This window comes from Streptosporangium canum (assembly GCF_900113865.1).
Taxonomy (GTDB): Bacteria; Actinomycetota; Actinomycetes; order Streptosporangiales; family Streptosporangiaceae; genus Streptosporangium; species Streptosporangium canum.
In genome coordinates this window covers 382,320-396,479 of the sequence record NZ_FOQY01000002.1, presented here as the reverse complement: position 1 = coordinate 396,479, position 14,160 = coordinate 382,320, and the positions used below count along the sequence as shown (strand labels likewise).

13 protein-coding genes are annotated in these 14,160 nt (G+C 69.2%); 9 read left to right on the top strand and 4 right to left on the bottom strand.

What is annotated here, in order from left to right:
- Nucleotides 1–138 precede the first annotated feature (138 nt).
- Nucleotides 139–963 (bottom strand): hypothetical protein, encoded by an 825-nt coding sequence (locus tag BM085_RS04095; RefSeq protein WP_143120797.1) that lies wholly within the window; start codon nucleotides 961–963, stop codon nucleotides 139–141.
- 290 nt (nucleotides 964–1,253) lie between these two features.
- Between BM085_RS04095 and BM085_RS04090 the strand changes: the two genes are divergently transcribed.
- From BM085_RS04090 to BM085_RS04060, 7 genes are all read left to right on the top strand, one after another.
- A complete protein-coding gene (locus BM085_RS04090; protein ID WP_093885662.1) occupies nucleotides 1,254–2,099 on the top strand; it encodes a hypothetical protein in 846 nt (281 codons plus the stop codon).
- 57 nt (nucleotides 2,100–2,156) lie between these two features.
- Nucleotides 2,157–2,657 carry a hypothetical protein gene (locus tag BM085_RS04085; protein ID WP_093885661.1) on the top strand — a complete coding sequence of 167 codons (501 nt, stop codon included), beginning with the start codon at nucleotides 2,157–2,159 and terminating at the stop codon, nucleotides 2,655–2,657.
- A 159-nt stretch (nucleotides 2,658–2,816) separates the two neighbouring features.
- Nucleotides 2,817–5,351 carry an AfsR/SARP family transcriptional regulator gene (locus BM085_RS04080; RefSeq protein WP_177244944.1) on the top strand — a complete coding sequence of 845 codons (2,535 nt, stop codon included), beginning with the start codon at nucleotides 2,817–2,819 and terminating at the stop codon, nucleotides 5,349–5,351.
- 245 nt (nucleotides 5,352–5,596) lie between these two features.
- The gene (locus tag BM085_RS04075; protein WP_093885659.1) at nucleotides 5,597–7,681 is read left to right on the top strand and encodes a prolyl oligopeptidase family serine peptidase; all 2,085 of its coding nucleotides are present in this window, start codon (nucleotides 5,597–5,599) and stop codon (nucleotides 7,679–7,681) included.
- Nucleotides 7,682–7,814: 133 nt separating this feature from the next.
- Nucleotides 7,815–8,012 (top strand): hypothetical protein, encoded by a 198-nt coding sequence (locus BM085_RS44170; protein WP_093885658.1) that lies wholly within the window; start codon nucleotides 7,815–7,817, stop codon nucleotides 8,010–8,012.
- 258 nt (nucleotides 8,013–8,270) lie between these two features.
- Nucleotides 8,271–9,407 carry an MFS transporter gene (locus BM085_RS04065; protein WP_177244943.1) on the top strand — a complete coding sequence of 379 codons (1,137 nt, stop codon included), beginning with the start codon at nucleotides 8,271–8,273 and terminating at the stop codon, nucleotides 9,405–9,407.
- A gap of 322 nt (nucleotides 9,408–9,729) precedes the next feature.
- Nucleotides 9,730–11,040: a serine hydrolase domain-containing protein gene (locus BM085_RS04060; RefSeq protein WP_093885656.1), complete on the top strand. Its 1,311-nt coding sequence runs from the start codon at nucleotides 9,730–9,732 to the stop codon at nucleotides 11,038–11,040.
- Nucleotides 11,041–11,281: 241 nt separating this feature from the next.
- Here BM085_RS04060 and BM085_RS04055 read toward each other — a convergent pair whose 3' ends face one another.
- Entirely contained in the window at nucleotides 11,282–11,599 is a 318-nt protein-coding gene (locus tag BM085_RS04055; protein ID WP_143120796.1) for a recombinase family protein, read from the bottom strand.
- A gap of 6 nt (nucleotides 11,600–11,605) precedes the next feature.
- On the opposite strand from BM085_RS04055, the gene BM085_RS04050 reads away from it, so the two are divergent.
- Nucleotides 11,606–12,484 carry a methyltransferase domain-containing protein gene (locus BM085_RS04050; RefSeq protein WP_093885654.1) on the top strand — a complete coding sequence of 293 codons (879 nt, stop codon included), beginning with the start codon at nucleotides 11,606–11,608 and terminating at the stop codon, nucleotides 12,482–12,484.
- A 124-nt stretch (nucleotides 12,485–12,608) separates the two neighbouring features.
- On the opposite strand, the gene BM085_RS04045 is transcribed toward BM085_RS04050, so the two are convergent.
- Nucleotides 12,609–13,190: a hypothetical protein gene (locus BM085_RS04045; RefSeq protein ID WP_093885653.1), complete on the bottom strand. Its 582-nt coding sequence runs from the start codon at nucleotides 13,188–13,190 to the stop codon at nucleotides 12,609–12,611.
- 135 nt (nucleotides 13,191–13,325) lie between these two features.
- Nucleotides 13,326–13,853: a VOC family protein gene (locus BM085_RS04040; protein WP_245789112.1), complete on the bottom strand. Its 528-nt coding sequence runs from the start codon at nucleotides 13,851–13,853 to the stop codon at nucleotides 13,326–13,328.
- On the opposite strand from BM085_RS04040, the gene BM085_RS04035 reads away from it, so the two are divergent.
- On the top strand, nucleotides 13,852–14,133 hold the full coding sequence (locus BM085_RS04035) for a hypothetical protein (RefSeq protein WP_143120795.1): 282 nt from the start codon (nucleotides 13,852–13,854) through the stop codon (nucleotides 14,131–14,133). The two genes, BM085_RS04040 and BM085_RS04035, sit on opposite strands and share 2 nt — an antisense overlap.
- The last annotated feature ends 27 nt before the right edge of the window (nucleotides 14,134–14,160 follow it).

The following is a 14,160-nucleotide window of genomic DNA, read 5'->3' as shown; positions in this document are numbered from 1 at the left end:
AAATGAGGGTGACCGACCGGACCGTCGGTAAACCATCGTTTGTCGACACTTCACAGACTCGAACCAAGGGTCACTCCACGAACACAGCAACTACACAGAGCTACTTCGCACGTGGTCGCACGGACCCGAGCGGAGGGCCTAGTCGTGAAAGCGGCCTTCACGCGTGTACGTGCAAGAGGTGCAGTCAGGGTCGGAGCCCCAGCTGTCGCTCTGGATGATCCTGCGGTAGCGGTTGACGATGCCCTTTTCGATGTGCTGCTCCTGCCCCGGGTACACGAAGGTGTCGCTCTGCTCCGCCCACTTGCTCAGGAAGTTGTTGAAGTAGAAGAGCCGATGGCGAGCGGCGATCTGGGGCGGGTTGCCGGCCGAAAGACAATTGATGAGCCAGCTGTCGGCCTTCACGTACTTGCCGCCATAACTGGAGGAGTAGGCGTCCCTGGGCAGCATGCCGGGGTGGCCCACGTCACGCCAGTGGTACCAGGGGTAGTAGGTCTTGTTGCAGTTGACCGCGCCGGACATGGTCGGGACCGCGGGTGTGGCGAGGCCGTCGACCTCCACCAGTTCCTTGGTGACTGTCCGGCGCTGCAGATCAACCGGCAGGGGCTTGGTGCCATGGGCCTCCACAAGCCGCTGCGGGACCGCGACCGAGACCGGGGTGATCTTCAGGTAGGTCTCCAGAAAGCTGTCGCCACGGTCGCGGGCGAACAGGCTGGCGCGGCCGATGTAGGCGGTCTGGACGATGCCCACGTCGCCGGAGGGCTGGCTGTCGTTGAACTCCACGGTCAGTCCGTTGCTGTAGCGCAGCAGCGCGAGCTTGACCTCGGCCTCCGCCTCTTCGGCGATCGGCGCCGCCCTCAGTTCCTCCGCTGTGGGCTCCGTCACGGCCTTCGTCGTGGCGGTGGCTGGGGCGGTGAGCAGGAGGGCGCCGGCGCTCGCCGCGAGCAGAGCTGGAATTAGTCTCACGATTTTCTCCTCGTTGTTCGGGACTGAGGACAACGTTAAAAATGGATCTTTGAGTCGCCTTAAAGTCCAGCTCGGCGGGCACTTTTCGCTGTGACGCGGAGGTAGCGCGACACCCGCCCCCAACGCGCCCCCAACTCCCGCCCAACACCCTCTCCCTAGCGTCTGTCTCCGAGACGATCAGGAGGGGACAGCATGCCTGCAGCGAAGGCCGCCGCACATCGACGGGGTCCGGCCCGGACAACGTCATGGCGTGCCGCGGCCGCGGTGGCGGTGATCGCCGGCCTCGCCGGGTGCGGGGGGCGGACGCATGGCCGGTCGCCAAGCCGGGGGCCCCGACGGCGCCGATCACCCCTGCGGACGAGCTGACGCTGAGCTGGGCCGAGGCCCTGCTCGTCCGCGACTGCATGCGGGACGCGGGATTCGAGTACTGGGTGGAGCGGCCGGCCGACCAGGACGGGCTGCTCCCGGTCGGGTTCGTGCTCGATGACGTGGAGTGGGCGCGACGCAACGGGTACGGCACGCGGGCGCGGAACGCCGCCGTCGCGGCGCGGAAGAACAGCCGAAACGTCGCCTACGTCAACAGCTTGCCCGCCGCTCGCCGAACCGCCTATCGGGAGGCCCTGAACGGCGGAGCAGGGAACGAGGTGCTCAGCGTGAAGCTGCCCGACGGCCGCACGATCAACAACTCGCTCGGCGGATGCTCCACCTCCGGCGTCGAGAGGCTCTACGGGGACCGGGCCACCTGGTTCCGCGTCGACCGGCTGGCCATGAACATCACGCCTCTGGTGATGGGGCAACTGGTGAAGGACGCGCGGTACACGGCGGGGGTGAAGGCCTGGTCGGCGTGCATGCGCGAGCGAGGGCACGACTACGCCGAACCGCCCGCCGCGCACATGGCCGCTCCCGGGCTGAGCGTTGGCATGACGGCCGAGCGCGCCCACGAGACCGAGGTCGCGCTGGCGGTCGACGAGGCGACCTGCGCGCGCCGTATCGATCTGCGGGCCACCATGCGCGCCCTCGGCCAGGAGTATCGGCCCAAGATCGGCGCGCAGTACGCCGCGGATCTGGACCTCTACGACCGCATGCGCGGTGAGGCGCTCGAACGCGCCAGGGAGATCACCCGCGCCGAGCGGTGATCACCATCAGGACTCCGCGGCGCTGGGCCGCGGTAGGCACGACACGAGGAGAAATCGATGCGCTTGACGCGTCTGGCGGCAGCCGCCGTGACCCTTACCGCCGCTCTGTCGATGACCGGTCCCGCCTGGGCCTCGGAGGCGAGCACATCGAAGCTCGCGGGCTGTTCCGACGTCAAGAACGGGTGGAGCAACGGCAACGTCTTCGCCTTCAACCAGCCCAACTGCGGCGGGACCATGCTCGGCTACACGAGGGGCAACGACCCCGACTGGAACGCGGCCGGCGGCGGCTTCGTCAATGATGCCAACCAGGCCGTGTCCGTCCTCAACGATGGCGGCACCGATCCCAACGGACTCACCGTGGTCGCGTTCTACGACAAGATCAACTACGACTATAGGTACGGCTACCGCTGCCTCGACATGGGCGACTGGGTCCCCGACCTGTCGGGCCTGGTCTACTACCGGGCGGACAACCTGCCGGCCGCCCTGGTGAAGAACACGATCTCGTCCCACCAGTGGGTGACGCGCAGCGCGTGTGCCGGCCCGAGCTGGATGGGCTGAAAATCTCAACCAGCGGGGAGCCGGGACGTGCTGGGGCCGTTCCGGCTCTCTTCTTGATCACAATTAACCTGTTTCCGACATACTCCATGAATGGACTTCGGGGTGCTTGGCCCAGTGACGGTTCAGGGCCATCCGATATCGTCGGGCAAGCAGATGATCATGCTTGCGTCGCTGCTGTGTCACGCCAACGAGCAGGTTACGGGCGACGCCTTGGTGGACGCGGCGTGGCCGCTCGCGCCACCGTCGCCGAGCACCTTCCGCTGGCACCTGCATAGCCTGCGTGGCGTCGTCGGAGAACGGCTGATCCGCAGGGGCGACAGCTACCTGCTGGCGGTTGAGGACGGCGAACTGGATACTGCCCGTTTCGAGGACCTTGTGCGGCGCGCCGACGCCGAGCCGCCCGAACGGGCGTTGCCGCTGCTGGACAGCGCCATGGCCCTGTGGCGGTGCGAGCCCTACGACGGCCTGCTCGATCTGGCGGTCATCCGGGCGGAGGCCGCCCGGCTGGCGGAAGCCCGGCTGCTGGCTGTCGAGGCACGCGCGCGTGTCCTGATGGCGCTCGGGCGCCCGGCCGAATGCGTAAGCGACCTGACCGCCGCCGTGTCCGCCCATCCGCTGCGCGAGTCGCTCATCGAGTTACGGCTGCGGGCCCTGGCCGCCACCGGAAGCCGTGCAGAGGCCCTTCGAATGTTCGACCAGACGCGCCGGCGCCTGCGGGACGAACTCGGCGTCGACCCCTCCGGCACGCTGCGCCGCTTGCACGAGGACCTGCTCCACCACGATCCCGCGCCCCGGCTACTGCCACCGGACATCCACGCCTTCACCGGCCGTACGGCGGAGCTGACCGTCCTGGACGGCCTCCTGGACCACCCCTGCGGCGTCGCCGTGATCAGCGGGGTTGGCGGGGTGGGCAAATCCGGTCTCGCCCTGCACTGGGCGCATCGCTCCCGGGACCGGTTCCCCGACGGGCAGCTCTACGCCAACCTTGGCGAGCACACTCCCGCCGAGGTGCTGAGCCGATTCCTGCACGCCCTCGGAGCCGCGGTCATCCCCGTCGAGCAGCCCGATCAGATCGCGCTCTATCGTCAGATGCTCGCGCCCCGGAGGGTGCTGGTCATCCTCGACAACGCACCAGATTCCGCCCGGGCCAAACCGCTACTGCCCGGCGCCCCCGGGTGCGTGACGGTGGTCACAGGGCGGAGCAGGTTCGAAAGCCTGGTGGCCGACGTGGGCGCCCTGCCGATGCGGCTCGAGGAGATGCCTCTGGCCGACGCGGCGCTGCTGCTGTCCCGGATCGCCCGCATCGAGGTGTCCAGGGCGGCGCCGCTGGCCGAGCTGTGCGCCCGGCTCCCGCTGGCCCTGCGGGTGGCCGGAGCCAGGCTGCTGACCAGGCCGGGCTGGGGCGTCGAGACCCTGGCCGCGCGGCTGACCGGTGAGCATCGGTTGGACGAGTTGCGCGCCGGCGAACTGGACGTGCGGGCCACGCTGGAGGCCGGGTACGACGACCTGCCGCCCACCGAACGCACCCTGTTCGAACGGCTGGGGCTGCTGCGGGTGCCCACCTTCACCGCCTGGATGGCCGCCGCCCTGCTGAGGGTGCCTGTCAGCACAGGCGGGGACCTGCTGGAACGGTTGGCCGAACGGCAACTGCTCCAACCTGAGGGCTTCGACATCGCCGGCCAGGAGCGATATCGCTTTCATGATCTGATCCGGCTGCTGGCCCGCGAGCGCGCCGGAACCGGACCCGGGCATGACGCGATCGTGCGGCGATTCCTGTCCTGCCTGCTCTGGTTGTCAAGGGAGGCGTACCTGCGTGAATACCGGGGCAGGTTCCGCCTCATCGAGAGCGACAGCCCGCTGTGGCAACCCAGCGGTGAGGTGGTGCCGGCCGACCCGATGTCCTGGATGGCCGCCGAGCGCGCCACCTTGTCGGCCGCCGTCCGCCAGGCCGCCGACCTCGGCCAGGCGAATCTCAGCTGGGGCCTGGCGCTGGCAGCCGTGCGGTTGTACGAGATCCACGGCCACTTCCTCGACTGGGTGCAGAGCTCGCGGGTGGCGTTGCAGTCCTGCCTGGATAACGGCGACGACCGTGGAGCGGCGGTGATGACCATGTCGCTCGGGACGGTCGCGGTGTTCCAGAAACACCACGCCCAGGCGGTCACCCTGCTGACCCAGGCGCTACCGTCGCTGGACGACGACGCCTTCCGGGCGCTGACACTCAGCAACCTCGCCATTGCCGAGCTGGCCCTGGGGCAGACCGAGACCGCGATCACCCACCTCACGGAAGCCGCCGAGCTGGCCCGCGCGGCGGGCGACGAGGTCATCGAGGCCGTCGCCCTCGCGCGCCTGGCCTTCCACCACGACGATCCGCGCCCGCTCCTGGACCGGGCCGGTGACCTCGCCGCAGGTCATCGGCGGGTGTCGCTGATGGTCCTGCTCTGCGATCTCCGTGTGACGCTGCGAACCCGCTGCCACGTACACGCGGACGTGCTGTCGAACCGCTTGTTGACCGAGGTCGGGCTCTACGGTGATCGGGTGCTGGAACGGGAGGCACTGTGCCTGCGCGCCGACAGCCTCACCGCGTTGGGTCGTGCCGGTGAGGCCGCCGCCTGCCTGCGCCGCGCCCACGAACTGGCCCTCGCCCAGCACGCCCTCCCCGAGGCCCGGCGGATCGCCGGACTCCTGGGCCGCTGACGAGCCTAGCCACAGCGTAAACCGTGACGGTTGGATGGTCGTTTTCGACGAGCTGATGGCCACGATGGGGTGCCACCGGAATACGGGGTTGAGGAACGGCGGAACAGCCGTCGGCGGTAAGCCGCTCCGTCGCAGCTCGCGAAAGGCCGTGCAGGGCGACGGGGTGGCATTCCCTGGGGCCGTGCTCTCTCGTCGGCCGATCCTGATCGCCTGATTCCTTATATCCGTCATACGATCATGCGCCTATGAGCAAAGTCACCGGACCCCCGATCGCCCGGGTGGACGTCGTGCGCGAGACCCTGCACGGCATCACGCTCGAAGACCCCTACCGGTGGATGGAAGCCGAAGGCGAGGAGTTCCACCACTGGCTGGACGGCCAGGCCGGGCACGCCCGCGAGCACCTGGACGCCCTGCCGCACCGCGCCGGCCTGCTGACCCGGATCGGCGAACTGGGCAGCGCGCTCACGCGGTACTTCGGCCTCGCGATGGCAGCCGACAAGGTCTTCGCCCTGGTGCGCGAGCCGGACGCCCGCGTGCCGGTGCTGACGGTGACCGAGGCCGACGGAGCGAGCAGGGTCCTGTTCGACCCCGGCACGGTGCCCGGCGACGGGCACCACGCCATCGACTGGTACGTGCCCTCCTCCGACGGCCGCCACGTCGCCTGCGCCGTCTCCGCCTCCGGGTCGGAGGACAGCTCCATCCACGTGATCGACGCCGACTCCGGAGCCCTGCGGGAGACGATCCCGCCCACGACGCGTTTCGCCTTCCTGAGCTGGCTGGAAGACAGCCGGTCGTTCGTCTATCACCGCTACGTGGAGCAAAACCGCTTGGACAGCCGCTCCTTCCTGCATCAGCTGGGCGCCGACCCGGCGCAGGACACGGTGGTGCTGGCCCGCGGCCTCAACCCCCACATCGAGCTGACCTCGCAGGACCGGCCCTTCCTGGTGGTGCCGCCGCACGGCGAGTGGATGCTGGCGATCATCTCCCACGGCGCGCTCAGTCCCTGGCCCTGGACCAGCGAGCAGCTGAGCGACTGCACGATATACGTGGCGCCGCGGACCGGGCTGGCCGACCCGGACGCCTGCCCGTGGCGGAAGGTCGCGGGCGCAGCGGACGGCGTAACCGCCTCCGCCACCAGCCACGACACCCTCTACCTGGTCTCCCACCGGGACGCGCCGCGCTCGCGCGTGCTGGCCGTTCCGCTTGCCGCACCCGATCTGTCCCGAGCCCGGGTGGTCGTGCCCGCGGGGGAGCGGGCGGTGGAGACGGTGCGGGTGGTGGGCGACCGGCTGCTGGTGCGCGATCTCGACGGCGGCATCAGCCGGGTACGGCACGTGCCCCTGTCCGGCGGAGAGCCCGCCGACCTCCCGATGCCGGTGGACGGCGCCATCCTGGAGTGGACCACCCACCCGGCGCGGCCCGAAGCCCTGCTCCTGGTGGCCGGCTGGACCGACGCGCCACGGCTCTACCGCTACGACGGCCAGTCCCTCCAGGACACCGGGCTGGCGCCCCGCTCACCGGTGGACTTCGGCGACGTGCACGCCCGCACCCTGTACGCGCCCGCGCAGGACGGGACGCCGATCCCGCTCACCGTCATCCACCACAAGGACCTGGAGCTGGACGGCGACAACCCGGCCATGCTCACCGGCTACGGCTCCCACGGGTTCATCGACCTGCCGGAGTTCCGTCCCGAGATGCTCGCCTGGTATGAGCGTGGCGGCGTCTACGCCGTCGCGCACCTGCGCGGCGGCGGCACCTACGGCCGCGAATGGCACGAGGCCGGGCGCGGCGAGCGCAAGGAGGCCACCATCACGGACTTCATCGACTGCGCCGAACATCTCATCGCCCTCGGCTACACCCGTCCGGGACGGCTGGCCGCCGAGGGCGCCAGCAGCGGCGGCATCCCCACCGGCGGCGCGCTGGTGCGCCGCCCCGATCTGTGGGCGGCCATGGCGATGCACGTGCCGACGGTGAACGCCACGCGCAACGAGTTCACCGACAGCGGGCCGATCAACGTGCCCGAGTTCGGCAGCATCACCACCGAGGAGGGCCTGCGTGCCCTGCTGATCATCGACGCCTACCTGCGGGTCCGGGACGGCGTGCCGTACCCGGCGGTGCTGCTGACCACTGGCCTGCGCGACGCGCGGGTGCCGCCGTGGCAGCCGGCGAAGCTGGCCGCCCGCCTGCAGGCGGCCACGGCCTCCGGCCGGCCGGTGCTGATGCGCGTCGAGGAGCACGGCTGGCACGGCGCCGGCTCGACCAGAGACCAGGAGCAGGCACTGCTCGCCGATGTGCTGGCCTTCATCCTGCACGCGTCCGACGGGTCATGATGACGACAGACACCTCGGGTACGGCACGCGCACGCGCCCTCAGCCACGTCGCGGCCCTGCCGTCCGGCGGCCCGGTCGATGTTCGTCACCGGGACCGGCAACGGCGGCCTGACCCCCATCCCGGCGGGGACAGGTGGCGCTGGGAGAGCCGCATCTTCGCGCGGGTGCTACGACGAGGCGCCCGCGCGACAAGGTCGAGCAGGCCGTCACCGCGTGGGTGGCGGTGCGCCGTCACGACGTCGTCTACCGCTTCGGAGACTACATCTACGACCTGGACGCGCCGCTGGAGGGCATGGAGGTTCATCTCGATCTCGAGGAGGCGGCGGCCTGAAACGGCCCTGCCTGTGTCTGTGTGCCGCCGCACAGGCCCCTCTTCGCATCAAGCGCGGTGCCCGGCGGGCCACCCGAGGCTGAAGACGCGAAGCGAGAATTCCGCGGATGAACTCGGTTGCACTGGGACTGCTGAACTTGGTGGGGTATCTGCATGAATGGTGCCACTGAGCAGGCGCAACGGGCGAGGACAGGAAGAGACCGCACGATCACGCAACGTCCGGCTCCATGGCACAGGCCGGCGGTGCTCGGGGCTCTGATGCTGGCCGCCCTCACCTTCAACACTGCGGAGAACCTGCCGGTCGGCCTCCTGAGGCTCATGTCCGAAGACCTACGGGTGTCCCTGTCCGCGGTGGGTCTCCTGGTCACCGGCTACGGCGTTACGGTGGCCATCGCATCTGTGCCGATCGCCCACGTCGTGCGGGCCGTGCCCCGACGTCATGTGCTCACAGGACTGCTGGCCGCACTCGTGGTGTCCAGTCTCGTTGCCGCGCTGGCCCCCTCTTACTGGCTGCTCCTCGTGGCGCGGCTGCTGACCGCGCTCGCCCAGGCGCTGTTCTGGGCCGTGATGGGGCCGGTCGCGGTGGGCCTGTTCGCGCCCGAGGTCCGGGGGCGTGTGGTCGGGGCGCTGTCCGTGGCTGGTTCGCTCGCCCTGGTGCTCGGTGTTCCCGCTGGAACCTGGCTGGGCCAGCAGAGCACCTGGCAGGTGCCCATCGCCATGCTGGCGGCTCTGGGGCTGGTCTCTTTGGTGACGATCGCCGTTCTGCTGCCGACGTCGCGTCCGGAAGAAGAGCCTGCTGCCTACGCGACCAGTCCCGACGTGTGGCGGTTCGGGACGGTGCTGGCGGCCGGAGCCTTGTCCGCCGCCGGGGCGTTCACGGGATACACCTACATCGTGACGTTCCTGGGCGACGTGAGCGGGTTCTCCCCCAGCGCAGTCAGCGTCCTGTTCGTGGTTTTCGGTGTCGCGTGTCTGGCCGGGGTGAGCATCACCGGGGTGGTCCTGGACCGTTTTCCGCAGTCCGCGCTGGCCACCGCCGTGGCCACGCAGGCGGTGGGCATGCTCGGCCTGTACGCGTTCGGCGCTCATCCGGTGGCGGCGGTGATGTTCCTTACGCTGATGGGCGGCGCACTCGGCCCGGTGTTCATGACCACGCAGAACGCGATGCTGCACTGCGCGCCGGGCCGCACAGACATTGCCTTCGCGGCGAACTCCGGTGCTTACAATGCCGGCATCGCGGCGGGTGCCGCGCTTGGAGGACTGGTTCTGCCGCTCGCCGATGTACGGAGCACCTTCCTCGCCGGCGGGCTGCTGACCGTCGGGTCCTGCGCGGTCCTACTCGGCGGCCAGCTGCTGCGTGGGCGTCGCCGTCCAGAACGCTCAGCACGCCGATGAGGGACGCCGGCTCGGATTCGCCGCCCCAACCCGCCACCCCGTAACAGTGGCGTGCCTGAAGAGGCTGCAGGTGCGCACCTTGGACAGTCAGAACGCCGATACCGCTACGGTCGCGGGCGGGAGGGCTCTGATGATGCGACCGCCTCGCCGCCTTCTCCGTACTTCCGAGATTGACCTAATCTCGGAAGTACGAGGAGAACGGCCACGCGGTTGGACAACCAGCATCCTGCCGCGTGCGACCGCAGCGGCACCGGCGGCCTGCCCGTCCAGGGTGGAACTCGTCCCGGATCAGGTGGAGGTCACTTACCCCTAGCCTGGCGGGATGGGATGGGATCTGGGCGAGCTTGTCGCGAAATACGACGTACCAGGCGCACAGGTCGCCGTGCTGGCCGACGGGGAGATCCGGGACGAGGCTGCGGGCGTGCTGAGTCTGCGCACCCAGGTCGAGGCCACGACCGACTCGGTGTTCAAGATCGGCTCGATCACCAAGATCTGGACAGCCACGCTGATCCAGCAACTGGTCGACAACGGTGTGCTGGATCTCGACCGTCCCGTTCGCGACTACCTGCCCGGCTTTCGGCTGAGCGACCCGGCCGCCACCGCGTCCCTGACCGCCCGCCACCTGCTCACCCACACCGGCGGTATCGACGGCAACCACTTCACCGACACCGGTCGCAACGACGACGCGATCGAGAAGTTCGTCGCCACCCTCGCCGAGGCGGACCACCTCCTCCCGCCTGACACCGTCTTCTCCTACTCCAACAGCGGGTACGTGGTGCTCGGCAGACTGGTGGAGGTGTTACGCGACAAGCCCTTCCACGACGTGCTCCGCGAACGCCTGGTGACACCACTGGGCCTGCACACCGCCGCTACCGACACCTACGAGGCGATCCTGCACCGCGCCGCGGTCGGCCACGTCCAGACCGGCGGAAAGGTCGTTCCGGCCAAACAGTGGGCGGTTTCCTACTACTCCGCGCCCAGCGGCTCGCACTTTGCGATCAGCGCACGCGAGCTGCTGGAGTTCGTCCGCCTGCATCTCACCGACCCCGCGCTGGCGGCCCTGCGCGAACCCCAGGTGGAATCCGTCCCGGACTTCGGCGGCGGCGTCATCGGCTGGGGACTTGGCTGGATGCTCTACCAGGACGGCGTCGTCGGCCACACCGGCGTCGCCAAAGGACAGAAGGCATGGCTTCGCGTCGTCCCATCGGCGGGTGTGGCGGTGGCCGTGCTGACCAACAGCACGGGCGGCGAGCCCCTGGCCTACGAGATCTTCGGTGCGGTGCTCAGGGATCTTGCCGGCGTCAAGACGGCACCACTACCCGTGCCGCCCTTGAACCCGGCCGGGATCGACGCGGACCGCATGTGCGGCACCTACCGCTCCACCCTGTACGACATCACCCTTACCAGCGAGCACGACCGCGCGTTCCTCATCTCCCGCCCACGCAATGAAATCGCCGAGTCCTTCCTTGGCGGGTCCGAGAACCGCGTGGAGGTCGTCCGCCTCAACGACAGCTCGGTCATCACCGCCGAACCGAAGTCCTCTGGCCACCAGGTGCTGTCCCTGGTCGGCTCCGACGGCCATGGCCGCGCCCGTTTCCTGCACAACGGCGCTGCCGCCTACCGGATCGCCTGATCACCGTCGGCGACGTGCGCGCAGCGGTCCATCAGACATGCACTGCGGTCGGGCAGGCAGATGAGAGGGAAGCGACTCCCGGACGTCGTTGCGGGTCGGTGACTTGACCTGTGTCGTCATGCCGTCTGCGCCGCTTACGGTGTCGGCAGCCCGCGCGGCGGCAGGCTCGTGTCGGGGTCCTCGTAGTTTCGGCCGTGAATCCAACGAAGTAGGGCCTGAACTGCGTATACAGGAAGATGATTCAGCTTGGGCCGCCCGGCCTGCCGTGAAGAAACCACAGTCGTTGGATTTTCCGCCATTGCTGCCGGGACCCCGAGATCTCCAGGTTGATGCCGCGGGGAGCCAGGGTGTCTTCGAGGAAGACCGGCGGCTCCTTCACCGATCGCGCGACCCGGTCGGGCATGTAGACGACCAGGGTGTCGCCGGCCGTCATCCGCTCGATGGTCGCGGTCGGCTTGGACCGGCCCCTGCGGGTGCCGGCGGTCTCCTCGACCACCTCGCGGCAGTGAGATATACCTCTCCCGTCGTCGTGGCGCTGGTGGTCTGGAGAGGTGACCATGTAGTGATGACCTCCTCGCCCCGCCCGCCGCACGTCGGTGGCCGACCGAATCCGATGCTCGGTGGAGAGACCGCTCCCGCCCGCGGATACCTGCTGGACAACGCGCGCGCCGAGGCGGGCGAGCGATTCGTTTGGCTGGCCGAGCTGTTCGACGGTGTGACGCGGGGGCACTTCGATCGACTGGGGGTCAGGGTTGGCTCGCGCTGCTGGGAGGTGGGGGCCGGTGGCCGCAGTATCCCGGAGGCGCTCGCGGCGGCCGTCGGTCCGACCGGGCACGTGCTGGCCACCGACATCGACCCGTCGTGGCTGAAGGCAGGCGGCGGGTACGAGGTGCGCCGGCACGACGTCGCCGCTGATCCGCCCCCGGAGCCGGGGACGTTCGATCTGGTGCACGCCCGGCTCGTGCTGGTCCATGTGCCCGACCGGGCTCGGGCGTTGGCCACGATGGCGGCGGCGCTGCGGCCCGGCGGCTGGCTGCTGGTCGAGGACGCCGATACCGCTCTGCAGCCACTGGCATGCCTGGACGACAGCGGCCCGGCGCAGCGGCGGGCCAACCGGCTGCGCGAGGCGGTCCGGGAGCTGCTGACGCGCCGCGGCGCGGACCTGCGCTACGGCCGAACACTGCCGCGGGCATTGCGTGAGGCCGGCTTGGTAGATGTCGCCGCGGCGGGCTCTTTCCCGGTCGGCGGGCCGGCCTGCGACCGGCTGGAGGCGGCGACCATCCGGCACGTGCGCGGCGAGCTGCTCGCGGCCGGCCTGGCCGACGACGCCGAGATCGACGCGCACTTGGCCGCCATCCACGCGGGCAAACTCGACCTGACACTCGCGCCGCTGATCTCGGCCTGGGGACGCCGTCCAGCCGAGCACCCGCCGACACTCGGTTAGGGTCCTCCGCTCGGGTTCGTGTCACCAGCCGCAAAGTAACCGTTCAAGCCGGTCCGCCCTTCGTGGCAGTGACCTCCGCCTGCCTCATGCCGACCCTCGGACGGCCGGCACGGGGCAGGGACGGTCAGGGCAGACGGATACCGGAGATGATCTTGTCGAGCTCGGCGACGAGCGGCGTGCCGGCCATCACGGTGACGACGACCCCCTTCCGCTCGACCCAGCCGGCGTACCGCCCGGCGCCGAGCGCGCCGTCGCCCTCCTTTGTCAGCACCTGGCGACCGCCGATCGTCGCGGTCTTCACCTCTCCGGTGAAGGTCCCGTAGGTTACGGGGAGGCGCTTCAGGTTCGCGAGCTTCTTGGCGTCCGGCCAGCACAGCACGCGCACCCACAGGCTCCGCTGTTCGGGGTCGGCGTTCGCCCGATCGTCCCCCCACTGGTAGCCGTACTCGGTGACGCCGTCGTGCTTGCCGGTCACCACCCCGCCGTAGGTGAAGCCCTTGGGGATGTGGCCGACGCGTACACCTTTGATGGCGGTGGCACCCCTCGCGGGCTTGTCGACCTTGGAATCATGGGAACGCTTGATCTCCGCCTTGCTCGGAGTGGGGCAGGCGGTCTTGCTTTCGGTGGCCGCGTGGGCGGAGGGCGCGGCGAACAGCGTCGCGGCGGAGGCCACGGACAGGGCGGCAATCGTGAGCGTCTTCGTCATTGTGTTCACGTACGGATTGGATGCGACGGACGGGACAGAAGTTCGCCGACCTCTTCTACTGTAGTTCCAACGTCACTCACAGCTATTTGTACTGCGGCTGATGACACGAACCCGAGTGAAGGGTGGAAAACGGCGCTAGACCACATCGAACTCGTTCCCCTCGGGATCCACCATCGCCACCGCATAGTGATCAACCCCGGGCTGCGACAGCACCCGCACAATGGACGCCCCCGCCTGGATAAGCCGCTCCACCTCGGCATCCACCCGCGCTTTCCGGGTCTCCAGCGGTACGTCCTCCCGCTTGCCGCCCACCTTCACATCCAGGTGGAACCGGTTCTTGACCACCTTGCCCTCAGGCACCTGCTGAAACCAGATCCTCGGCCCGTACCCCTCTGGATCGACGATGCTGTCGCTGCCGTCCCCCTCGCCCAGCTCGTCCTCCGGCACTCCGAGACTGCGCCAGTAATCCCGCCATGTGTCGAATCCACCCGGTGGCGGCTCCACCGTGTACCGCAGCGCGTCCGCCCAGAACCGGGCCATCCGCTCGGGTGCCGCACAGTCAATGACCAGCTGATAAGAAACCATGGCAGCCATCCTGCCGGACCCATCCGACAATTGCGGGTCCGGCCGAGGTACGGCCAGAAGCGGCCACCAGTCGATCATGTCCGTAATCTCGGAAGTGGGTCGGGGCTTCTCCGCTGCCCAGGGAGGCGGAATCTCGGAAGCCCGATCTCAAAGCAGATTCTTCGCCACGACCGCCAAGCCCGACATCCGCTTCCTGAACGCTGTCGGCAACGACATCGAAGTCCTCAACCCCGACGACGTCCTCATCTACGACCGGCCCATTACCGCCGACGGCATCCTCTGGCGTGACCTGCAGTCATGGTGGAAGGAGACGCAGAAGACGCCATCGTGGCTGCGTTTCGACGCCGTACCTGGCTGAGCGCTGCCCGGCGGCATGACCGGGCAG